Raw genomic sequence first — 20,046 nt, forward strand, 5'->3', positions numbered from 1 at the left:
ACAGTCTCTTGATCCGCAATCTGGCGCGCATCTTTTATGATCCGACCGGCGCCTTCGCCGACATCTTTGCCGACCGACGCAATCACGCGCTGATCCCGCTCGCCGTCTGCCTGTTCTGCTCGGCGTTGCTGCTCTATCTTTATTATGGCTACGTCAATTTCGGCTGGCTGGTCGACTGGATGTACGTCGGCTATACCGATCAGCAGAAGCGCGTCCTCGCCGGCCTCATGTCGAAGCGCAACATGCAGGCGTTCGGCCTGGCGGGCGTGCTGGTGATCGTGCCGGTGCTCGATCTCCTGCTTGCCATCTATTTCGTGCTCGTCACCAAATTGCAGGGGTCGAACCGGCGCTTCGGCGAATGTTTTCGGCTGGTCTGCTGGGCGGCGCTGCCGGTGGTGCTGCTGCTCCCGGCCGGCCTGATCACCATGTATCTCACCCCATCGGGCCGGCTGTTTCCCGAAGACCTCAACCCGGCCTCGCTCAACAATCTCGTCTTCCACGTCACCCGGCCCAACCCCTATCTGACGTTGCTGTCCAATCTCAACCTGATCACGATCTGGCAGATCGTGCTGATGGTCATCGGCCTGCGCCAGCTGACGGGGATGCCGACCCGCTCCGCCGCGGCGATCGTCTGCGCGCCTTACCTCCTGATCTATGGCGGCTGGCTGCTCATCCTGGCGATCGGTCATATCAAATGAAGCGTCGCTGGCTGTGGTTCGCGGGTATCGCCCTTATCCTGTTGTCCCCGATACTGGCCCATCTCACCCGCCGCGAGGCGGCCCAGGCGATCGAGGCCGAGCATCCCGCCTACCGGATAGTGCAATCGTCGGTGCTCACCTCGGGCAGCTTCGTCTATGACGGGCAAGTCGAACTGTCGCCGCAGGTCATCGGCCGCGTCACCCATGTCTATGTCAAGGAAGGCGACGCGGTCATCGCCGGCCAGCCGATCCTGCAGATCGACGCCAGCACCTACCGCGCCGCGCTCGATCAGCAGCGCGCCGGCCAGGACATCCAGCAGCAGCGCGCGGTGGAGCAGCGCGCCGCGCTGACGACCGAACAGCTCAAGTTCGATCGCATGGCGGCGCTGGCGGAACGCGGCTTCGTCTCGCGCGGCCAGCTCGACGATGCCCGCCAGGCCTTGGTGTCGGCGCAGACCAACCTCAAGGCCAGCCAGCTGTCGATCAGCCAGTCGCGCGCGATGCTCCAGCAGGCCGCCGAGGAGCTCGGCAAGACGACCATCTCCTCCCCGATCACCGGCTTCGTCACCTCGCTCAACATCAAGCCGGGCGAGACTGCCGTGCCCAGCACGATCGGCATCCAGGGATCCTCGCTGATCACGATCGCGCGCACCGGCAGCATGATCCTCGAGCTCAGCGTCGACGAATCGGACGTCGCCGCGATCCGCCCCGGCCAGCGGGTGGCGATCCACCCCGTCTCCTATCCCGACCGCACCTTGCAGGGCGTGGTGAACTTCGTTTCGCTGGCGCTGCGCCGCGGCGAGGGTCTGCCCGTGCCGCAGCCCGGCAATGCCCGCACCTATACCGTCAAGGTCGGCTTCCCCAAGCCCGACACGATGGTGCTCAAGCCGTCGATGACATGCCGCGCCGAAGTGTTCGTCAATTCGTCGCGGCCGGTGTTGTCGGTGCCGCTGCAGGCGGTATTCAACAACAACACCGCCACCGCCAGCGACGATGACGCGCCCGGCGCGAGCGACACGGTCGTCAATTATGTGTTCGTCATGCGCGACGGCCGCGTCGCCAAGCAGATCGTCACGCTCGGCGCATCCGACGACAATTTCACCGAGATCAAATCGGGCCTCAAGCCCGGCGATATCGTGCTCGTCGGCCCCTACAAGAAGGTGAAGTTCCTCACCGAAGGCGAACCCGTCACCGCCACCATCAAGGGGTCCGCCGGCCATGATGCGGCTTGAAGAGGTCACCAAACGGTATCTGGTCGGCGATCACACCGTCAACGCGCTCGCCGGGATCAGCCTGACGATCGAGGCCAATTCCTACATCGCCTTCATCGGCTCGTCCGGCTCGGGCAAGTCGACCATGATGAACCTGCTCGGCTGCCTCGATCGGCCGACCAGCGGCCGCTATGTCCTCAACGGCAAGGCCATTGCCGACATGAGCGAGCAGGAGCTCGCCGTGGTGCGCAACCAGGAGGTCGGCTTCATTTTCCAGAGCTTCAACCTGCTGCCCCGCCTCACCGTATTGCAGAACGTCATCCAGCCTCTGGTCTATCGCCGGATGGCCGCGGCCGAGCGCAAGGAGCGCGCGTGGAAGGCGCTCCGCCGCGTCGGGCTCGACGGCCGCGCCGCCCATCTCCCCAGCCAGATCTCGGGCGGCCAGCGCCAGCGCGTCGCGATCGCGCGCGCGCTCGTCACCGAGCCCTCGATCCTGCTCGCCGACGAGCCGACCGGCAATCTCGACAGCCGCACCGCCGCCGAAATCCTCGAAGTGTTCGATCAGCTCCACGCCGAGGGCGCGACGCTCGTCGTCGTCACCCACGATCCCAAGGTCGCGCAGCGCAGCTCGCGCGTGGTGACGCTCAGCGATGGCCAGGTCGAACGCGACGAGCGGCGGGCGGCGGCATGAACTCCTACGGCGTCATCCTCCAGCTCGCCTTCAGCAATGTGCTGCGATACTCCTCGCGCAGCTTCCTCACCGCGCTCGGCATCACCGTCAGCGTCGCCTCGCTCGTGCTCGTGGTGGCCTTGGTCCAGGGCGTCTCCTCGTCGGTGACGAGCAGCTTCGACAATCTCGGCGCGTCGGTGCTCACCGTTCAGTCGCAGACCAGTTTCGCCGATCAATTGCTCGGCAAGCGCAACCGGTTGACCTTCGTCGATTATACCAAGCTCACCCGCGCCGTGCGCGGCGTCACCAACATGGTCCCCGCCTTCTTCCCTTATGGCGGCGGCGCGGCCGAGGTGCGCTTCGGCAACCGCTCGACCTCCACCCGCGTGCTCGCGGTCTCGCCGATGTATCAGGACACCTACAAGGTCTATCCGGCGCTCGGCCGCTTCTTCACCGCCGGCGACGAGCAGTCGAAGCGCAAGGTGTGCGTGATCGGCGATCGCGTGCGCAAGGATCTCAAGCTCGGCCGCAACCCGATCGGCCAGTTCCTCAACATCAGTGGCTCGTGGTTCAAGATCGTCGGCGTGATGGAGGCGCGCGGCGAGATCTTCGGCATCAGCCAGGACGATTACGTGCTGATGCCTTTCTCGACCGGCGAGACCGAGCTCGCCAACGTCAACCAGCAGGACATCAATATCGCGATGAACGTCCGCAACGTGGACGAGATCAAGCAGGTCCAGGACCGGATCGAGACGTTGCTGCGGGGCTTCCACAACCTCAAGCCGCGCCAGGACAACGACTTCACGGTAATGACCGCGCGCCAGCTGACCGAATCGATCTCGACCATTACCAACATGCTGACGATCGTGTTCGGCGGCATGATCGGCATTTCGATGCTGGTCGGCGGCATCGGCATCATGAACATCATGCTCGCTTCGGTGAACGAGCGCGTGCGCGAGATCGGCATCTGCAAGGCGCTCGGCGCGCAACGCCACCACATCTTGCTGCAATTCCTCGCCGAGGCCGGGATCATCTCCACGCTCGGCGGCATCGTCGGATTGATGATCGGCGGCGCGCTCGCTTATGCGGCGACCTTGCTCGTGCCGGCGCTGGGGACGGTGCACATGCCGTTATGGGCGGTGATCTTGTCGCTCGGCTTCTCGACCCTCGTCGGCCTGTTCTTCGGCGTCACCCCCGCCGCCCACGCCGCCTCGCTCGATCCGATCGAGGCGCTGCGCTACGAATGACCGGGGCGCTGGGCCAATACACCCACTATCGTCACCCCGGCGCAGGCCGGGGTCCATTCCGCGGCTAGGCCTCCCCCCAGCTTATGCACGCCGCGCCCGCGGCCCGATGGATCCCGGCCTCCGCCGGGATGACGGGAAAGAGCGCGAAACGCGCCCTCCCACCACAAACGAAACGGGCGCCACTCCACGAGTGACGCCCGCATCTCTCCGCTTCAGCGATGTGACCGGCACATCGCGGGCAGAACGAAGCTTATTCTTCTTCCTCGAACGTGATCGCGACGTCGGCATTGGCCGACAGGCGCACCTTGTCGCCCTCGACTTCGGCGACGAGGCCGCCCGAGATATAATGATGGTGGCCCGAATGGCCGCCCTGGCCTTCTTCCACGTCGGCGCCGCTGTCCTTCTTGGTCAGCTTGATACGGTCGCCTTCGACATGATCGACCGTGCCGACATGGACGCCGTCGGCGCCGATGACTTCCATATGTTCGGTGATGTTCGACAGATCTGCCATTGTGAATTCCCTCGCTAGAGTGCCGCAGCCCAACGCACGATCCGCGGGAAAGCCGCATCGGACATGTAACGATTTCGTGCAAGCGTGCGACAGTCGCGACCGGCGTCCCGCCGCCGCCCCTGCACCGGGCACGATCGGGCGCAGATATCTGTGGAAAAGGCTGCCAACCCGCTAGACTTTGTGGCGGATCGGCGTAGCCTTACCCACATATCGGGCTGTTCGTGCTACGTTCTGCTTGGAGGTTTTCGCCGGGGGGAGGGACGCGTGGATTCGACGACGGGCATATTCATCGTGATTGTCGGCGCAGCCGTGGCGGTCGTCGCCGCATCCTCCGCGCGCAACCGCCGCCCGACGCCGCGCTCGTCGTGGGTGCTGCTGGCGGTGGTCCTGCTCGTCGTGCTCGCGCTCGGCGTGATCCTTGCCAATCGTCATGGCGTCTAGGGCTCCGCCGATGCCGACCTCTCTGCGCATCATGGCGATATTGGGCGCGCTGATCGGCGTCATCGGCCTGCCGGTGCTGCTGCGTCCGCACGCCACGCGCGTGACCTTGGGACTCAAAAAATCGCCCCAGATGGTCTATATATTGAGGATCGTCGGCACGATGCTGACCGCGCTCGGGCTGGTCCTGATCGTGTTCGCCATCACCTTCTGGAAGACCGCGTGATGCGCCATTTGCGGAGCCCAATGCTGCCCTCGCGCGCCGCCCTCGCCCGGTTGGCGATGCTGGCCGTGCCGCTGGCGCTTGCCGCCTGCGCGACGCAGATGCACGGCACGGTCAAGCCGTCCGCGCCCGGCTTCCTGCTCGGGCTCGTCCAGGGCTTCATCGCGCCGGTGAGCTTCATCGTCTCGCTCTTCAGCCCCGACATCGCCGTTTACGCGGTGCCCAATAACGGCGCCTGGTATAATTTCGGCTTCGTGCTCGGCATTGGCGGCTTCGCCGGCGGCGCCAGTCAGGCGCGGCGATGACCAGCGGTTGGCTCATGCTCGGGCTCGGCACGCTCGTCTGCCTCGGCCTGTTCGCCAACGGCCTGCGCTTCGCGCGCCTCGGCCGGCCGCTGCCGCAGGACAATCCGGGCGAGATCAAGCGCCGCATGATCGGCATGCTCTTCATGACGCTGGCGCCGCTTTTCTGGCTGCTGTTCGCCGCAATCTGCTTCGGGCTGTTCGGACCGGTCCGCAACATCCAGACCATTCAGCTGTAGCGGGGGAATGCGATGTCCATCCCCCAAGCCACTGACGGCAGCTTCTGGAGACACGATTTCTCGGCGCTATTGCTCGGCGCCTGGGTACTCGGACAGAGCGTCTGGATTTTATTTGTTCGGCGGGAGTCGCCGCTTGGCGCGGTCACGGCGACGCGGCGAAGCCGAACGATCATCGCTGCGGCATCCGGCCTTTTTGCAATCGTCTTTCTTTTCTTCCGAATTCAAAGCTTAGTCTGAAGGACCAAGACCATGCCTCTTCTCCAAGCCTCGCGCTCCTACAAGCCCTTCGAATATCCCTGGGCCTATGAATTCTGGAAGCGTCAGCAGCAGCTCCACTGGCTGCCCGAAGAGGTGCCGCTGGGCGAGGATTGCCGCGACTGGGCGCAGAAGCTGTCCGATCAGGAGCGCAACCTGCTCACCCAGATCTTCCGCTTCTTCACCCAGGCCGATGTCGAGGTGCAGGATTGCTACCACGAAAAATATGGCCGCGTGTTCAAGCCGACCGAGATCAAGATGATGCTGACCGCGTTCAGCAACATGGAGACGGTCCACATCGCCGCCTACAGCCATCTGCTCGACACGATCGGCATGCCCGAGAGCGAATATTCGGCCTTCCTCCAATATAAGGAGATGAAGGACAAGCATGACTATCTGAACCAGTTCGGCGTCGATACCGACGAGGATATCGCGCGCACGCTCGCCATGTTCGGCGGCTTCACCGAGGGGCTCCAGCTCTTCGCCAGCTTCGCGATGCTGATGAACTTCCCGCGCTTCAACAAGATGAAGGGCATGGGCCAGATCGTCACCTGGTCAATCCGCGACGAGACGCTCCATTGCGAGGGCATCATCAAGCTGTTCCACGCTTTCTGCGCGGAGCGGAAATGCCTCACGCCGGCGGTCAAGGACGACATCCTCGACATGTGCCAGAAGACCGTCCGCCTGGAGGACGCCTTCATCGATCTCACGTTCGAGATGGGCCCGGTCAACGGCATGACGCCCAAGGATATCAAGCGCTACGTCCGCTACATCGCCGATTGGCGCCTCGGCCAGCTCGGCCTCAAGCCGATCTACATGATCGAGGAACACCCCCTCCCCTGGCTCGCCCCGATGCTCAACGGCGTCGAGCACGCCAACTTCTTCGAAACCCGCGCCACCGAATATTCGAAGGCGGCGACGCGCGGCGATTGGAGCGACGTGTGGGACAGCTTCGACGCCCGCAAGTCGGCCAAGGCGAAGTCCGAAGTGGCTAATGAAGATGCCGGCGCGGGTGAGAGCGGCGGCGAAGGCGGACTGTTCGGGCATGCCGGGGTGGCGGCGGAGTAAAGCCGTGGCTGCGGGCGACACGCATTCTAAGATTGTTTGCTTGGGGCCGCCAAAGGAAGCGGCCCTATATTTTGACCGGGTTTTTCCGATTGATCTGGGCACCCCTTCATTTGTCCGAAACACGACGGTTAGCCAGAATGGAGAAGAGCTAACCGAGGAAATGGTGGAAGAACTATTAGAAAATTACGTTCCAAAACTGAATGATCCTAGGACTAACTCGGTAATATCAAGCTTATTTCGGAGCGATATCAAAGAATCGCGCGTGTATGTTGAACATACTATAGCGTCCTTCGGGCTATTAATGCTGTATATAGCTGCGGCTGACAAAAACGGAAAATTCTTGCCCCGCGACAAGCCGATGGAGGATCACCTTTCGAAGGTGCTTGATGTTTCATTTAGCACGGAGATAAATAAGGCGCGTCGCTCTCAAAAGGTAACAAATCAACAAAGGGCGATAATTAACAAAGCTCTTGACCGAATGATCATTGAGTCGGGCTTTTCAAATTCACCCATATGGGATGCCCAAGGAATTTCCATGCTTGGAAAGCTCAGTCATTCTCAAGAGAACGCCTCTCAAGAAGAGGATGGAACCTTCTTTAATCACATTTCGGGACTGAATCTTGTTGATATAAATAAAACGCCATGGGAGATGATTGTAGAATTCAGGAACGATTCAGAATCTCGAGCGGCCCTGCGCGATCTCCGATTATTTTTCTCTGAAAACCTTCAAGGAAAGTCATCATCCGAAATAGAGGACACTTTGTTAAGCAAGATATATCATCATGATAAAGTTGTCTCCGCTTGGAAATTTCAGACAATAAATAATACAATTGGCGTAGCTTTTTCCAAAGAAAGCACGTTTAGCTCTGCTGCGGCAGGAATACTTGCATCTTTTGGCGGGGCCCCGTTGTCGGCGGCAGCAGGGACAGCTCTTGCTGTAACGCTTGGTTCCTGCGTCGTGGAGATAGGAAAGTCCCTGTTGAGCAGAAACCGCGCGCATTATGATAATCCCATAAGGTATTTAACAAACATGAAAGAACGACTGCATAATCCGTAACGAGATTGTAATAAGAGCTCGCTAGATTTGTGACACGAATTCCGAGACAACAATCCTCTAATCCGGGGACACAATACCTAATTGCCGCCTGCGCGATCATCGCGGCCCCTAGCGCCCCACCACAATGTGCGTCGCGAGCTCGCTGGCGGTCGATTCCACCACCCGATAACCCAGCGCCGGCAAATCCAGCCCCGCGAACATCGCTTCCCCCCGCCCCAGCAACACAGGCGACAGCGCAAAGTGCAGTTCGTCGATCAGCCCGGCCTGCAGATATTGGCGCACCGTCGAGACGCCTCCGCCGATCTTGACGTCGCGCTCGCCCGCGGCGTCGCGCGCACGCTCCAGCGCCGCCTCGATCCCGTCGGTCACGAAGTGGAAGACGGTGCCGCCCTCCATCTCGATCGGGTCGCGCGGATAGTGCGTCAGGATGAAGGTCGGCGCGTGATAGGGTGGATTGTCGCCCCACCATCCGTTCCAGCCGTCGTCCGTCCACGGCCCGCGCGAGTGCGCGAACATGTTGCGGCCGAGGATGAAGGCGCCGAAGCCGTCCATCGCACGATGCGCGAAGCTTTCGTCCACCCCCTCCGATCCGCCATCCTTGCCAACCATGGCGCGGAACGTCTTCGTCCCGAAGAACCAGCCGAACAGCGCCGGCCCGTTCCTGCCCAGCGGATCCTGCAGGCTCTGCTCCGGCCCCGCCCCGAACCCGTCGAGCGACACCGAAAACCCCGCCACCCTGACACGCCCCATCCGGCCTCTCCTTTATCGCCTGACACTATGATTGCGGGATACGCGGTCCCCAGGCAACATCGCTCAAGCTATCTTAGCGGGGTCGCTTCGTCGTCAGCACCGCTAGTTGGCGCTGTTAGCCTCGACGGTGGAACCTGCTAGGAAGCAGCCTGATGTTCGTCAGGTTTGTGATAGATGCCCGCGACGTGGACTCAGGTCGCCGACAGGGCCTTTTCCAAGCAGGGGAGGCGCTGCTTCAGAGCGGCCGAATGAACCCGAGCGACATGGAAACCTTGGAAGAGCTATACGCCTGGTTTAAGGCGCATCTCCTCGTGCCTACGCGTTTTGCGGTATCGTCTAAACCGCACGCCAAAGCCCAGGCTCTAAGTTGGTTTCGCGGTACCGCGACTGAGCACGTGAAGCGAATGCGTGATTACCAGCTCGTTCTCGAAAGATATGGCCTTTCGGTTAGGATGCTGCGCGCTAATCGTCCCGGATATATCGTCTTTGAAGATGAGCATCAGGTAGTCGCCTATCCCTTCGCCGATACTCCCTGCTGAAACGCCCACTTTCGCGACATGAGGCCGAAAGCAGCGGTGTCCACAACCACAGCGATGCAGCTGGCAATCCGACCGTGCGCCCCCGATCCGTACGGTCGTTAGCTCGTCCTGGTCACGTTGGGAGGCGGGTCGTAGCTAGGCACCCGCCTCCAAGCTCGCCAGCAACGCATCCAATTGGTCGAGTTGCTCGGGCATGATCCCGCCGCCCTCGCCGTCCAGCGCTTCCTTCGAGGCAAAGAGTTCGCGGTAGGTCAGCAAGGTCTTGCCGTCCTTTTCCTCGAACGTCACCGTGGTCACGGCGCCGTCTGCTTCTTCCTCATTGGTCCAGACGAGCCGCGCATCCGGCACCACCTCAATATATTCGCCGTAGAATTTCATCGCCGTCGCCGCATCCTCGCCGAACGCCACGCAATATCCGCCGCCGACCCGCACATCCATCTCGCACGACAGCATCGGCACGCCGATCGACTTCGGCGCCCACCATTGCATGAACAAGGCGGGCGTGGTCCACGCCTTGAATAACAGCCGCGCCGGCGCGTCGAAGGTGCGTGTGACGATCAGCTCGCGGTCGGATGTTCCTTCCACGATCGTGCCGCCCACGGCGGATGCGCTATTTGTCTGATCCATCGTCTCGCTCCTTCGCCTTTAGATTTTCGACCACTTTGTCCAAGGCATCGAACCGCGCCGTCCACAGCGCGCGCTGCCGCGCGATCCAGTCCGATTCCGCCTCCAGCCCGGCCACGCCGAGCCTGCAGGTCCGCACGCGCCCGACCTTCTCGGTCGTGACCAGCCCCACCTGCTCCAGCACGCCGACATGCTTCTTCATGCCGGTGAGCGTCATGTGGAAGGTCGCGGCGAGATCGCTGATCGAGGCATCCGCCCGCGCAAGCTGCTCCAGCACGCCACGCCGCGTCGCATCGGAAAGCGCGCCGAACGAGGCATCGAGCCGGGCATTTGCAAACTGAACCATTTGGTTCACTGTTTAGAATGCGGAGTTTGCAATCGTCAAGTCCGTCTGATGGCGCGCGACCACGTGCCTGCCGGCTGCCTAGTCTTGCCGTCGCCAATGCGACCATGCACCATGCCGGCATGACCAAATATCTCATCTCCTTTCCCAGCGAAGCGATGGTGCTGACCGACGCGGAATTCCCGGTCGTCGTGGCCGAGGCCCATGCCGTGATCGAGGACGCCAGGGCCGCCGGCGTCTACGTCTTCGGCGGCGGTATCGAGGAGAAGGTCGATCCTGTATTGGTCGCCGCCGACGGATCGGTCTCGCCCGAAATCTATCCGGGCAGCCGGCTCAGAGGCGGCTTCACCGTGCTGGAATTGCCCACCCGCGCGGAGGCCATTCTCTGGGCCAGCAAGATCGCCGCCGCCTGCCGCTGCGCGCAGGAATTGCGCGAATTCATGTATGATCCGGCCGGTTAGCGCCCGGCTGGCCCTTCCCACATTCGATCACGCCTGGCGGAAACTTAGCCGCGCCCGCAAGCTTGCCAAAGCGGAACAAATCGTGTACGCGTTGGCGTATGGTCATAGCGTACGCCCGCCGGGGCGACGCATTGGCCTTCGGTACGCCGTTCGGCTCTTTCTCATGTTTGATAATTTACGGCAGGCTCCCGGTCGACGACGATAGCCGACCTGCCGCGCGTGCGCCGCCGCTGGCGCTATTGGCGCTGTCGAGGCGTCGCATCATCAAGTTCGTTTCTGGTGTTTTTTTATTTTGCCCCTCCGCAGGACTGCTTGCGCGTTGGGTCGGCTGTCCAGCTCTCGCCCGATCGAGGCCGGCTTGCGCCCGGTCGCCATCCGCGCGGCGATCCGCTAGGACGCCGACATGGCCGAACCATCGATCAAGGAATTGCAGGGCGAGCGTAACCGGCTGTGGGCCGAGGCGCGGCTCAAGGGTCTGCCCGTGGGCACCCCGATCCGCGACCGCATCGCCGAGCTCGACGCGCTGATCCGCGACCGCAAGGCGGCCAGCGACAAGAGATAGAACCGAAATGGCCGCTACTGATGCAGGTCAGTAGGCCGCCACTACGAACAGGCGTATGAATGGTTCCATCGGCGCCGACTCACTACGCAGGCATGGTGTCGAGACAGCGGGCTGTGTCAGCGCAGGGCTGCCGCTTGTAGGGCATAGGAGCGTGACAATGTTCGCGCGCAACGACGACCAGAATTATTTTCTCGAACGTGAACGCCAGGCGCGGGCGATGGCTGCGAGCACGACCGATCCTGCCGTGCATTCCATCCACCTGCGTTTCGCCGAGGCTTATGCCCGCCGCGCCCGTGCCGAGGCTACGCGCGACAGCCAGGTCGCGGCCTGACTCCACGGGCCGCGCTCCACACCGGCGGGGCTATTTCGCAGCGCAGAGCTTGCCGGTCTTGGCACAGAAGGCCGCCACGGCTTCGGCTTTGAGATCAACCTCGCCGAGAATCTCCATTCCTTCGATCATGACCTGCGCCATCGCCGCGCGATAGTGGACGGCGGCGGGCGATCGTTGGAAGGCCGCAATCTTGCGCAAGTCCTCGATACTCAACGCCGCGGCATAACCATGCCCCAGCGCGTCGAATAATTTATCCATCGCCCGCTGCGCGGTATCCCGCGCAATGCCGCGCAGCGTGATCCGGTCGGGATCGCTTAGTTCCGGATGCTCGGAGATCAGCTCCTCGGCCTGCTGGCGCGCCAGCAACGGCAGGATCCCCGACGCCGGCCCCATCCGCACCACCTGCGCCCCCAACGCCTTGGCCTCGGCCGAGGGCATTGCGGCGGCAAGAGCGATCGCGATCAGCATATACTTTTTCTCCTTCAGGCCCCCAGCCAGCGCGGGAGTCTCCGACGGTTTCGGTTCTTTTTTGGCGGATGAACAGAAAGACTTGCTCCGCCCGGACGAGGACGGCCGCACGATCTGCCGCGGGGCTTAGCCGCGCTGATATTTCCAATGACGCGGCTTGCCCTCGGCGATCCATTCCACCGCCTGCGCGACCCGCGACGCGCGTGTCTCGGGCCGCTTGGCCTCGCCGATCCACTCGCAATAATCGCGGCGGTTGCTGGGTGAGAAGCCGTCGAAGACGGCCTGAGCGGCGGGCGCCGCCGCTAGCGCCGCGCGCAATTCGTCCGGTACCGGTAGGTCGGGACGCGGCGCGGGCTTGGCCCGCATCGGCTTGCCTGCCTCGATCGCTGCCGTCGCCTCCTGGATAGCGCGCCGCAACTCGGCCTCGTCGGGCAGGTCGGCGAGGCTGGTCAGCTTCCCGAACTGGCCCATCCCCTCCTGGTCGCGGCTGGTCGCGCCACCCGTCTCCCCCATCCGCCACAAGACGAGCGAGGCATGGGCCTTGAACGCGCCCAGCGCGGCGAACATCCGCCCCTTATGCTCGAAGAACGGCCGGCTCCACTTGATCGTCTCGGTCACGTCCGGACAGGCATCGTGGATCGCGGCGCGCAGATGATCCAGGATCGGGCGCGCGAACGGCTGGGCGGCGGCGATATAGGCGTCGATCCGGGGATCGCGCGTCATCAGAACAGATCGGGGCCTTTGAAATTGTCCGAATAGGTCTGAATCTTGAGCGGGCGCTCCACCTGGCCGACCGTGACATGATAGGCCAGGCCATGCTTCTCGGCATAGGCTTTGGCCGCGTCGAGCGTCGCGAAGCCCAGCTGCACCTGCTCGCGCGTGTCGCCCGATCCGGCCCAGCCGGTCAGCGGATCGGCGCGCTTGGCCTCCGCCGGCTCATATTCGAGGATCCACTGCCCCTCGTGGGCGCGGCCCGATTGCATGCTGCTCTTGATGCGCTGACGGATGCGGGCGTGTGCCATGTTGCTGCGATACCGTGGCCGCCGAACGGGTCAAGGGCCTAGCCTGCCGTCATCTTCACCCGTCGTCCCGGCGAAGGCTGGGATTCATATCCGCACCACAAGCGACGCCGCTCGGGAACGCGATATACCAAGCCGCGCTAGCCATGGGCCCCAGCCTCCGCTGGGCGACGGCTAAAATCCATCCGCCCCCCCCACCGGCTCACCCGATGACATGCGGCACGAACCGGGCGGTGTTGCCCGTGATCAGCCCGTCCTCGCGGATGCCCATCCCCGCCGGGGCGCCGTCCACGATCCAGCTGCCCACCACCGGGTAGCAGCCGGGTGCGGTCTCGGGCAGCTCGTACAGCGCCTGATAGATCGTGCGGCTATCGTCATAGGCGCCCGAGCTCGCCGCGATCATCTTGGCGTCGCGGTGGATCACCACATTGGCGCCCTCGCGCGACAAGGCCGGCTTGGTCACCACATCGCCGCCGAGCGGGCTGTAGCTCGCCGGCAGCAAATTGGGATGATCGGGGAACATCGACCACAGCACGGGCAGGATCGCCTTGTTGCTCCAGATCATCTTCCAGATCGGCTCGATCCAGATCGTCCGGTCGAGGCTCGTAAGAAGATTGCGGCCGAACTGCTCGCTGGTCAGCCATTCCCACGGATATAGCTTGAAGATCGTCGTCATGACCTGCTCGTCCAGGTCGAGGAACACGCCGTTGGCGCGATCCCAGCCGATATCGTCGATCGCGATCGCCTTGGTCTTCAGGCCCGCTTCCTCCGCCGTGTCGCGCAGGTAGGCTACCGTCACCATATCCTCGCCGACGGCGTCGGCCACGTGGGTGAAGTGAACCTGCCGGTCCGGCACGAGCGTGCGCAGGTCCGCCCATTTGCCGACCAGCCGTCCGTGCAGGCTGTTGAACTGGTCGCTGCGGGGCAGAACCTCCTGCTTCCAGTCCCACTGGATCACCGAAGCTTCCAGCAGCGAGGTCGGCGTGTCGCAATTGAACTCGAACAGCTTGGGCGGGCCCTTGCCGCTATAGCCGAGGTCGAACCGCCCGAAATTCAGCGCCGGCGGTTCCTCCTGCCAGGCCTGCCGTATCGCGTCGTGGCAATATTCCGGGATGCCGAACACAGCGAGTGCCTTGGGGTCGTCGATCACCGCCTGCCCCGCCGCCAGGAACAGGCGGTAAAGCTCGGCCGTCGCGCCCTCGATCAGGTCCACCTCGATCCGATCAAAGCGGTAGAACGTGCCCTCGTCCCAATAAGGCACACCGCCGGCCGTGTGCCAGACCAGACCCCGCGCCTCGACTTTATCCTGCCAGTCGGGCCGCGGCGCGACCGTGTCGCGGATCACTCGCCAAAGCTGCCGAAGCTGCGCGCCGAAGACCCGAACCCGCCGCGCGCGACCGCCGCGCTACGCGTCATCGCGGTCCTGACCGGCGCGTGGAAATAGGTCGCCCCCGCCGTCCGCGTGAAGGAGCCCCCCGCGACCCGCTCGCCATAATAAGGCACCACACTGTTGCGGCCGAGATAATACCACAGGAAGGCCGTGCCGACGCTGCCGACATGATGCGTCTGGCACTGTGCGTCGGGCACGCGGGTGCCGTTGCGGTCGGTGCAGATCGCCGTGTCCTGCTCGGCAGTCCAATGGTCGACCGGCTGATCGCATGCCGCCAGCGTGATCGCCGACGCCGCGGCCAGGGTCAGGTTGAGATGGATCGTCTTCATGGGGTCCCCGGGAATCGCTTCAAGCATAGAGGCGGCGCCAAATCGGGCAACGATTTCACGAAGTAAGCCCCTGCCCTGGAAAGGAAGGACTAAGATCGCCCGCTCGCCCGTTTCGTTCTCAGCGTCGGATCGGCCTGCGTCGGGTCGTCCGGCCAGGGATGGCGCGGGTAGCGCCCGCGCATCTCCTTCGCGACCGCCGCCCAGCTCCCTTTCCAGAAGCCTGGCAGGTCGCGCGTCGTCTGGATCGGGCGGCCGGCCGGCGAGGTGAGCCGCAGCACCAGCGGGGTCCCCCCGATCATCGGATGTGTCGCCAGCCCGAACAGGGCCTGCACCCGCAGCTCGACCGCGGGGCCGCCCTCGGCGCCATAATCGATCGCATGCGTCGTCCCCAGCGGCGATGTGAAATGCGCCGGCGCCTGGGCGTCGATCGCCTGCTTGCCCTCCCAGCCGATCAGGTTTTCCAGCGCCTGGAATAGGGCGGCGCTCGCGATGTCGGCCAGCTTGCGCTTACCCTCGACCAAAGCCGGGAGCCATTCGTCCAGGCGGGCGATGAGAGCTTCGTCCGACAGATCCGCCCCGCCGACATACGCGGCACGCCGACGCAGCGCCCGGGCGGCATCCGACCACAGCAGCCGTTCCAAGCCATGCGCCCGTACGCCTTCCACCAAAGCGGCCGCAATGTCCGCCGGATCGGCATTGCTATCCGGCCCGGACGACAGCCGGATCGCGCCCAGCCGCCGCTCGCGCGTGGCGGTGACGCCGCCGGTCGCCGGATCGAACGTCACCATATGGCGTGTCTGGATCCGTTCGCCGAACAGCCCCTCGACCTCCGCCTGCTCGATCGACGCCGCCGACAGGATGCGCGCGCTCGCCGCCGAGCCCTGCGTCTCCGCCACCGCCAGCCATTCCGCCCGCGCCAGCGACGAAGCCGGGTCGAGCCGGAAGCCGCGCCCGCCGGTCGCGATCCAGTCCGCGCCATCCGCACCGCGCCGTTTCGCCACCCGGTCCGGAAAGGCCAAGGCGACGCACGCGCCCACCGGGCGCAGGTCTCCGTCGTTGGGCCCACCCTTGCCCGACGCCATTTTCTCCCAGCGCTGCGCCAGCCCGCGCGCCGCCTCCGCCCGGCGCCCGCTCTCGCTGCGCCAGCGCCGCAGCCGCGTCTCCAGATCGGGATCGTTGCCGCCGCCCAGGCCCTGCTCCGACAGCAACACCGCCACCTCGGCCGCCGTCCGTCCCCAACCATGCTCGCCCGCAGCGACCAGCATATGGCCAAGCCGCGGGCTTACCGGCAGGCTCGCCACCTTACGGCCATGTGCGGTCGGCCGCCCTTCCCCGTCGACCAGCCGGAACGCCGTCAGCCGCCGCCGCGCCTCCGCCACGGCCGGCGCGCTTGGCGGGTCGATCCAGCGCAATTGGACGGGGTCGCTCACCCCCCAAATCGCGCACGCCATCACCAGCCCGGACAGGTCGGCCTCTGCGATCTCCGGCGGATCGAACGGCGCCAGCCCCGCCGTCGCGGCCTCCTCCCACAGCCGATAGACCGTGCCCGGCGCCTGGCGTCCGGCGCGGCCCGCGCGCTGCGTCGCCGCCGCCTGGCTGACGCGCTCGGTCGACAGCCGCGTCACGCCCGCGGCACGGTCGTAGCGCGGCCGCCGCGCCAGCCCCGAATCCACCACGGTCGAGACCCCGTCCAGCGTCAGACTGGTCTCGGCGATGGCGGTGGCGAGGACCAGCTTGCGCTTGCCCGGTGGTTCGGCGCGGATCGCCGCCCGCTGTGCGCCCGGATCTAGCGACCCATGCAGGCGGTGGAGCATGACCTCAGGGGGAAGCCCGGCGAGCCGCTCGGCGGTGCGTTCGATCTCGGCCACGCCCGGCAGGAAGGCCAGTAGGCCGCCCGTTGTCTCCACCAGCGCGCGCCGCACCGCCGCCGCCATATCGTCCTCGATCCTTTGCTCGCGCCGACCGAGATAGACATGTTCGATCGGGAACGAGCGCCCCGCGCTCTCGATAACCGGCGCTCCACCCAGCAAGGCCGCGAAGCGTTCGCCTGCCAACGTCGCCGACATCGCCACCAGCCGCAGATCAGGCCGCAGCCCCCCTTGCACGTCCAGCGCCAGCGCCAGCCCGAAATCGCCGTCGAGGCTGCGCTCATGGACCTCATCAAACAACACCGCGCTGATCCCGGCCAGTTCGGGATCGGCCTGTACCATCGCCACGAAGATGCCCTGTGTCACCACCAGCAGCCGTGTCGCCGCGGACTGGCGGCTGTCGAGCCGCGTCGCATAGCCAATTCGCCCACCGATCGGCTCGCCGGCCATTTCCGCGATCCGCTCCGCCGCCGCGCGCGCCGCAATCCGCCGCGGCGACAGCAGCAGCACGCGCCCCGTGCACCAGGACTGATCGAGCAAGGCGGGCGCCACTGCGGTCGTCTTGCCCGCACCCGGCGGCGCGACCAGCACTGCGCCGGTTCCCTCCGCCAGCGCAGCGAGCAGGTAGGGCAGTACGGCATGGATAGGAAGATCGGTCACGCGATTGGCTTAGCGCCGCCCCGCCTGCTTCGTCATGCTGAACTTGTTTCGAGCATCCATCATGTCCCAGGCACGGCTGTAAGCGAGATGGGTAGACCCTGAGACAAGTTCAGGGTGACGGTAATGGCCTTGCGAAAGCCGGCTTCAAACCCGCCGCGCTATCCGCCATAGCCTTCATGCAATGGCCAAGCTCTATTTCTACTACGCCTCGATGAATGCGGGGAAATCGACGACCCTGCTTCAGGCCGACTTCAATTATCGCGAGCGCGGCATGGCGACGATGCTGTGGACCGCCGCGATCGATGACCGCTTCCGCGCCGGCACGATCACCTCGCGTATCGGGCTGGAAGCCGCCGCCAACCTGTTCGCGACAGAGACCGATCTCGGCGCCGACATCCTTGCACAGCATAAGCTCACGCCGCTCAGTTGCGTGCTGGTCGACGAGGCGCAATTCCTGTCGCGCGAGCAGGTGTTCCAGCTTGCCGGCATCTGCGATCAGGTCGGCATCCCGGTGCTGGCGTACGGCCTGCGCACCGATTTCCAGGCCGAATTGTTCGAAGGCAGCAAATGGCTGCTCGCGCTCGCCGACAGCTTGCACGAGATCAAGGCGGTGTGCGGCTGCGGCCGCAAGGCGACCATGAACCTGCGTGTCGACGCGTCTGGCCGGGCCGCGCGCGAGGGCGCGCAGACCGAGATTGGCGGCAATGACCGTTACGTCGCCATGTGTCGCCGCCATTTCATGGCGGCTATGCGCGACGGAGTGCTTCCCGAGTTTGAGGGCTAGGCGTCGAAGACAATCACTTCCCCTCAATGACAAGCAAGATCCAGGAGACCTGCCTCATGTTTACAACCCGTCGCGAGTTGCTGGCCGGCGCCGGCGCGGTCGGCATGGCCGCGGCTTTCCCGAGCGGCGCGCAGATTTCCGCCACGGCGGCGCCGGGAGACGCGCAGGCGACCGCCTATCTCGACACCATCGCCGAGGAACTGCTCGCCGATTTCCCGGAAACCGCTGCTGGCCTCGGTATCGACAAGGGCGCCCGCATCACGCTCCATAGCCGGCTCGGAGACCGCAGCCGCGAAGCCGACCGCAAGCGGGCCGCCCGCGCCGCCGAGCGACTGACCCGGTCGAGAGCGATCGATCGCACCCGCCTGTCACCCGGCATCGCGCTCGACCTGGACGTCTGCCAGAGCGCACACGAGCTGGCGGTTGAAGGATGGCGGACGATGCCGGTTGGCGATGTCGCCATCTTCAACAGCAACAACAGCTACCGCAGCACGCCCTATGTCGTGTCGCAAAATACCGGCGCTTATGTCGAGCTGCCCGATACGCTTGAAAATCATCACGATATCGCCAATGCCGCCGATGCCGAAGCCTATCTCGCCCGCATCGAAAGCTATGCGCGCGCGGTCGATGGGGAAACCGGCCGGCTCGCCGCCGATCAGGCGCAGGGCGCGTTGCTGCCGGGCTTCCTCAACGACATTGCCGTGCGGCAATTGCGCGGCATGCGCGATCAGCCGACCGAGCAATGGGGCCTGGTTGAAAGTCTAAAGGCTAAATGCGCCAAGGCCGGGCTTCCCGCCTCCTACGCGGATAAAGCCGCGGCAATGAGCCGACAGCGAGTCGTACCGGCGCTCGAACGACAGGCAGCGACGCTCGCCGCCGCCCGCCCCAAGGCGAGCGACGTGCCGGGCGTGTGGGCGCGGCCGAACGGCGAGGCTTATTACACCTGGCTCGTCAAAGCCGGCACGACCACGAACGCAACGCCCGACGAACTCCATCGCCTCGGCGTTGAGCAGAATGTCGCACTCAATGCCCAGATCGACACATTGCTCAAGGCGCAGGGCATCACCCAGGGCAGCGTCGGCGCACGGCTGACCGCCTTGTCGAAGCGGCCCGATCTGCTCTTCTCGAACGACGATGCGGGGCGCGCCAAATTGCTGGCCTATCTCAACGGCCGCATTGCCGACATCCGCACCCGCCTGCCGCGCGCCTTCGCCACCATGGTCAAGGGCAACCTCGTCATCAAGCGCGTGCCTGAAGCGATCCAGGACGGCATGCCCGACGGCTATGCCGGCCCCGGTGCAATCGACGGCAGCACGCCCGGCGTCTATTTCATCAACCTCAAGGACAATGGGAACTGGCCGCGCTACGCGCTGCCGACGCTCTGCTATCACGAGGGCATTCCCGGCCACATCTGGCAGGGCGAATATAGCTACAAGCTGCCGATGATCCGCTCGCTGCTCGCGTTCAACGCTTATTCCGAAGGCTGGGCGCTTTATGCCGAGCAATTGGGCGACGAGCTTGGCGCCTATACCGACGACCCACTCGGCAAGATCGGATATCTCCAGTCGATCAATTTCCGCGCCTGCCGGCTGGTCGTCGACACCGGCATCCATGCCAAACGCTGGAGCTTCGATCAGGCACTCGACTGGTTCTCCCAAGGCACCGGCCAGCCGCGCGAACAATTGCGCGCGGAGCTCAATCGCTATTGCTCCTGGCCCGGCCAGGCGTGCGGCTACAAGATGGGCCATAACGAGATTAACCGCTTGCGCGCACACGCGCAGACCGCACTCGGCACGCGCTTCGACATCCGCACCTATGACGATGCGATCGTGCTCGGCGGCAACATGCCGCTCACGATGCTGGCGCGCGTCGTCGATCGCTACATCGCGAGCGCCCGCGCGTGACGGCCGGCGCGGCGGGGACGCGGCCGATAGAACCGGCCGGCACAAAATGCGTTAGACCGGCGATGGCGCAATTCTTACTCAAAATCTGCGGCCGC

The 20,046-nt window shown here is 64.5% G+C and carries 27 protein-coding genes; 17 read left to right on the forward strand and 10 right to left on the reverse strand.

Features of this window, described 5'->3' with window-relative positions; all coding sequences use genetic code 11:
• Positions 1 to 8: 8 nt before the first annotated feature.
• Genes DX905_RS04375 through DX905_RS04390 form a run of 4 tightly spaced genes read left to right on the forward strand, consistent with a single transcriptional unit; the run spans position 9 to position 3,826 of the window.
• Positions 9 to 698 (forward strand): Yip1 family protein, encoded by a 690-nt coding sequence (locus DX905_RS04375; RefSeq protein ID WP_116090267.1) that lies wholly within the window; start codon positions 9 to 11, stop codon positions 696 to 698.
• On the forward strand, positions 695 to 1,930 hold the full coding sequence (locus tag DX905_RS04380) for an efflux RND transporter periplasmic adaptor subunit (protein WP_116090268.1): 1,236 nt from the start codon (positions 695 to 697) through the stop codon (positions 1,928 to 1,930). Before DX905_RS04375 ends, DX905_RS04380 begins: the two co-directional genes overlap by 4 nt.
• The gene (locus tag DX905_RS04385; RefSeq protein ID WP_116090269.1) at positions 1,917 to 2,600 is read left to right on the forward strand and encodes an ABC transporter ATP-binding protein; all 684 of its coding nucleotides are present in this window, start codon (positions 1,917 to 1,919) and stop codon (positions 2,598 to 2,600) included. Before DX905_RS04380 ends, DX905_RS04385 begins: the two co-directional genes overlap by 14 nt.
• A complete protein-coding gene (locus DX905_RS04390; RefSeq protein WP_116090270.1) occupies positions 2,597 to 3,826 on the forward strand; it encodes an ABC transporter permease in 1,230 nt (409 codons plus the stop codon). Before DX905_RS04385 ends, DX905_RS04390 begins: the two co-directional genes overlap by 4 nt.
• Before the next feature lie 250 nt (positions 3,827 to 4,076).
• On the opposite strand, the gene DX905_RS04395 is transcribed toward DX905_RS04390, so the two are convergent.
• On the reverse strand, positions 4,077 to 4,337 hold the full coding sequence (locus tag DX905_RS04395) for a DUF2171 domain-containing protein (protein WP_116090271.1): 261 nt from the start codon (positions 4,335 to 4,337) through the stop codon (positions 4,077 to 4,079).
• A gap of 264 nt (positions 4,338 to 4,601) precedes the next feature.
• Between DX905_RS04395 and DX905_RS15955 the strand changes: the two genes are divergently transcribed.
• The 7 genes from DX905_RS15955 to DX905_RS15960 are packed head-to-tail and all read left to right on the forward strand — an operon-like array spanning position 4,602 to position 7,919.
• Positions 4,602 to 4,778, forward strand: coding sequence for a hypothetical protein (locus tag DX905_RS15955; protein WP_162875456.1), 177 nt, complete (start codon positions 4,602 to 4,604; stop codon positions 4,776 to 4,778).
• Positions 4,779 to 4,788: 10 nt separating this feature from the next.
• Positions 4,789 to 5,001, forward strand: a complete 213-nt coding sequence (locus tag DX905_RS04400) for a hypothetical protein (RefSeq protein ID WP_116090272.1) — start codon at positions 4,789 to 4,791, stop codon at positions 4,999 to 5,001.
• Positions 5,002 to 5,021: 20 nt separating this feature from the next.
• Positions 5,022 to 5,303 carry a hypothetical protein gene (locus tag DX905_RS04405; RefSeq protein WP_116090273.1) on the forward strand — a complete coding sequence of 94 codons (282 nt, stop codon included), beginning with the start codon at positions 5,022 to 5,024 and terminating at the stop codon, positions 5,301 to 5,303.
• On the forward strand, positions 5,300 to 5,539 hold the full coding sequence (locus DX905_RS04410; protein WP_116090274.1) for a hypothetical protein: 240 nt from the start codon (positions 5,300 to 5,302) through the stop codon (positions 5,537 to 5,539). The genes DX905_RS04405 and DX905_RS04410 overlap by 4 nt, the downstream gene beginning before the upstream one ends.
• 12 nt (positions 5,540 to 5,551) lie before the next feature.
• Positions 5,552 to 5,776 (forward strand): hypothetical protein, encoded by a 225-nt coding sequence (locus DX905_RS04415; RefSeq protein ID WP_116090275.1) that lies wholly within the window; start codon positions 5,552 to 5,554, stop codon positions 5,774 to 5,776.
• A gap of 12 nt (positions 5,777 to 5,788) precedes the next feature.
• Complete coding sequence (locus DX905_RS04420) at positions 5,789 to 6,862, forward strand: ribonucleotide-diphosphate reductase subunit beta (RefSeq protein WP_116090276.1); 1,074 nt, start codon at positions 5,789 to 5,791, stop codon at positions 6,860 to 6,862.
• Between the two features lie 4 nt (positions 6,863 to 6,866).
• On the forward strand, positions 6,867 to 7,919 hold the full coding sequence (locus DX905_RS15960) for a hypothetical protein (RefSeq protein ID WP_162875457.1): 1,053 nt from the start codon (positions 6,867 to 6,869) through the stop codon (positions 7,917 to 7,919).
• A gap of 108 nt (positions 7,920 to 8,027) precedes the next feature.
• Here the strand turns inward: DX905_RS15960 and DX905_RS04425 are convergent, their stop codons facing one another.
• Positions 8,028 to 8,669 carry a dihydrofolate reductase family protein gene (locus DX905_RS04425; RefSeq protein WP_116090277.1) on the reverse strand — a complete coding sequence of 214 codons (642 nt, stop codon included), beginning with the start codon at positions 8,667 to 8,669 and terminating at the stop codon, positions 8,028 to 8,030.
• Positions 8,670 to 8,821: 152 nt separating this feature from the next.
• On the opposite strand from DX905_RS04425, the gene DX905_RS04430 reads away from it, so the two are divergent.
• The gene (locus tag DX905_RS04430) at positions 8,822 to 9,208 is read left to right on the forward strand and encodes a hypothetical protein (RefSeq protein ID WP_116090278.1); all 387 of its coding nucleotides are present in this window, start codon (positions 8,822 to 8,824) and stop codon (positions 9,206 to 9,208) included.
• A gap of 135 nt (positions 9,209 to 9,343) precedes the next feature.
• On the opposite strand, the gene DX905_RS04435 is transcribed toward DX905_RS04430, so the two are convergent.
• Together DX905_RS04435 and DX905_RS04440 are read right to left on the reverse strand one after the other, a co-directional pair.
• Positions 9,344 to 9,835 (reverse strand): SRPBCC family protein, encoded by a 492-nt coding sequence (locus DX905_RS04435; RefSeq protein WP_116090279.1) that lies wholly within the window; start codon positions 9,833 to 9,835, stop codon positions 9,344 to 9,346.
• The gene (locus tag DX905_RS04440) at positions 9,819 to 10,178 is read right to left on the reverse strand and encodes an ArsR/SmtB family transcription factor (protein ID WP_116090280.1); all 360 of its coding nucleotides are present in this window, start codon (positions 10,176 to 10,178) and stop codon (positions 9,819 to 9,821) included. Before DX905_RS04440 ends, DX905_RS04435 begins: the two co-directional genes overlap by 17 nt.
• A 119-nt stretch (positions 10,179 to 10,297) precedes the next feature.
• On the opposite strand from DX905_RS04440, the gene DX905_RS04445 reads away from it, so the two are divergent.
• The 3 genes from DX905_RS04445 to DX905_RS15970 all read left to right on the forward strand — a co-directional run bounded on the left by DX905_RS04445 (position 10,298) and on the right by DX905_RS15970 (position 11,529).
• Positions 10,298 to 10,636: a YciI family protein gene (locus tag DX905_RS04445; protein ID WP_116092322.1), complete on the forward strand. Its 339-nt coding sequence runs from the start codon at positions 10,298 to 10,300 to the stop codon at positions 10,634 to 10,636.
• 403 nt (positions 10,637 to 11,039) lie between these two features.
• Positions 11,040 to 11,198: a hypothetical protein gene (locus DX905_RS15965; RefSeq protein WP_162875458.1), complete on the forward strand. Its 159-nt coding sequence runs from the start codon at positions 11,040 to 11,042 to the stop codon at positions 11,196 to 11,198.
• 157 nt (positions 11,199 to 11,355) lie between these two features.
• Positions 11,356 to 11,529 carry a hypothetical protein gene (locus tag DX905_RS15970; RefSeq protein ID WP_162875459.1) on the forward strand — a complete coding sequence of 58 codons (174 nt, stop codon included), beginning with the start codon at positions 11,356 to 11,358 and terminating at the stop codon, positions 11,527 to 11,529.
• 30 nt (positions 11,530 to 11,559) lie between these two features.
• Here the strand turns inward: DX905_RS15970 and DX905_RS04450 are convergent, their stop codons facing one another.
• The 6 genes from DX905_RS04450 to hrpB all read right to left on the reverse strand — a co-directional run bounded on the left by DX905_RS04450 (position 11,560) and on the right by hrpB (position 17,263).
• Positions 11,560 to 11,997, reverse strand: coding sequence for a DUF2059 domain-containing protein (locus tag DX905_RS04450; protein ID WP_116090281.1), 438 nt, complete (start codon positions 11,995 to 11,997; stop codon positions 11,560 to 11,562).
• A gap of 126 nt (positions 11,998 to 12,123) precedes the next feature.
• Positions 12,124 to 12,720, reverse strand: a complete 597-nt coding sequence (locus DX905_RS04455; RefSeq protein WP_116090282.1) for a YdeI/OmpD-associated family protein — start codon at positions 12,718 to 12,720, stop codon at positions 12,124 to 12,126.
• Positions 12,720 to 13,019 (reverse strand): NADH dehydrogenase ubiquinone Fe-S protein 4, encoded by a 300-nt coding sequence (locus DX905_RS04460; RefSeq protein WP_116090283.1) that lies wholly within the window; start codon positions 13,017 to 13,019, stop codon positions 12,720 to 12,722. Before DX905_RS04460 ends, DX905_RS04455 begins: the two co-directional genes overlap by 1 nt.
• Before the next feature lie 199 nt (positions 13,020 to 13,218).
• Positions 13,219 to 14,361 carry a glutathionylspermidine synthase family protein gene (locus DX905_RS04465; protein WP_116090284.1) on the reverse strand — a complete coding sequence of 381 codons (1,143 nt, stop codon included), beginning with the start codon at positions 14,359 to 14,361 and terminating at the stop codon, positions 13,219 to 13,221.
• Positions 14,358 to 14,735, reverse strand: coding sequence for a hypothetical protein (locus tag DX905_RS04470; protein WP_116092323.1), 378 nt, complete (start codon positions 14,733 to 14,735; stop codon positions 14,358 to 14,360). Before DX905_RS04470 ends, DX905_RS04465 begins: the two co-directional genes overlap by 4 nt.
• A gap of 89 nt (positions 14,736 to 14,824) precedes the next feature.
• Complete coding sequence (gene hrpB, locus DX905_RS04475; protein WP_116090285.1) at positions 14,825 to 17,263, reverse strand: ATP-dependent helicase HrpB; 2,439 nt, start codon at positions 17,261 to 17,263, stop codon at positions 14,825 to 14,827.
• 181 nt (positions 17,264 to 17,444) lie between these two features.
• Between hrpB and DX905_RS04480 the strand changes: the two genes are divergently transcribed.
• The gene (locus DX905_RS04480) at positions 17,445 to 18,047 is read left to right on the forward strand and encodes a thymidine kinase (RefSeq protein WP_116090286.1); all 603 of its coding nucleotides are present in this window, start codon (positions 17,445 to 17,447) and stop codon (positions 18,045 to 18,047) included.
• A gap of 56 nt (positions 18,048 to 18,103) precedes the next feature.
• On the forward strand, positions 18,104 to 19,951 hold the full coding sequence (locus DX905_RS04485; RefSeq protein ID WP_116092324.1) for a DUF885 domain-containing protein: 1,848 nt from the start codon (positions 18,104 to 18,106) through the stop codon (positions 19,949 to 19,951).
• The last annotated feature ends 95 nt before the right edge of the window (positions 19,952 to 20,046 follow it).

Origin of the sequence: Sphingomonas crusticola, assembly GCF_003391115.1 — a bacterium.
In the GTDB taxonomy this organism is placed as follows: Bacteria; Pseudomonadota; Alphaproteobacteria; order Sphingomonadales; family Sphingomonadaceae; genus Sphingomonas_I; species Sphingomonas_I crusticola.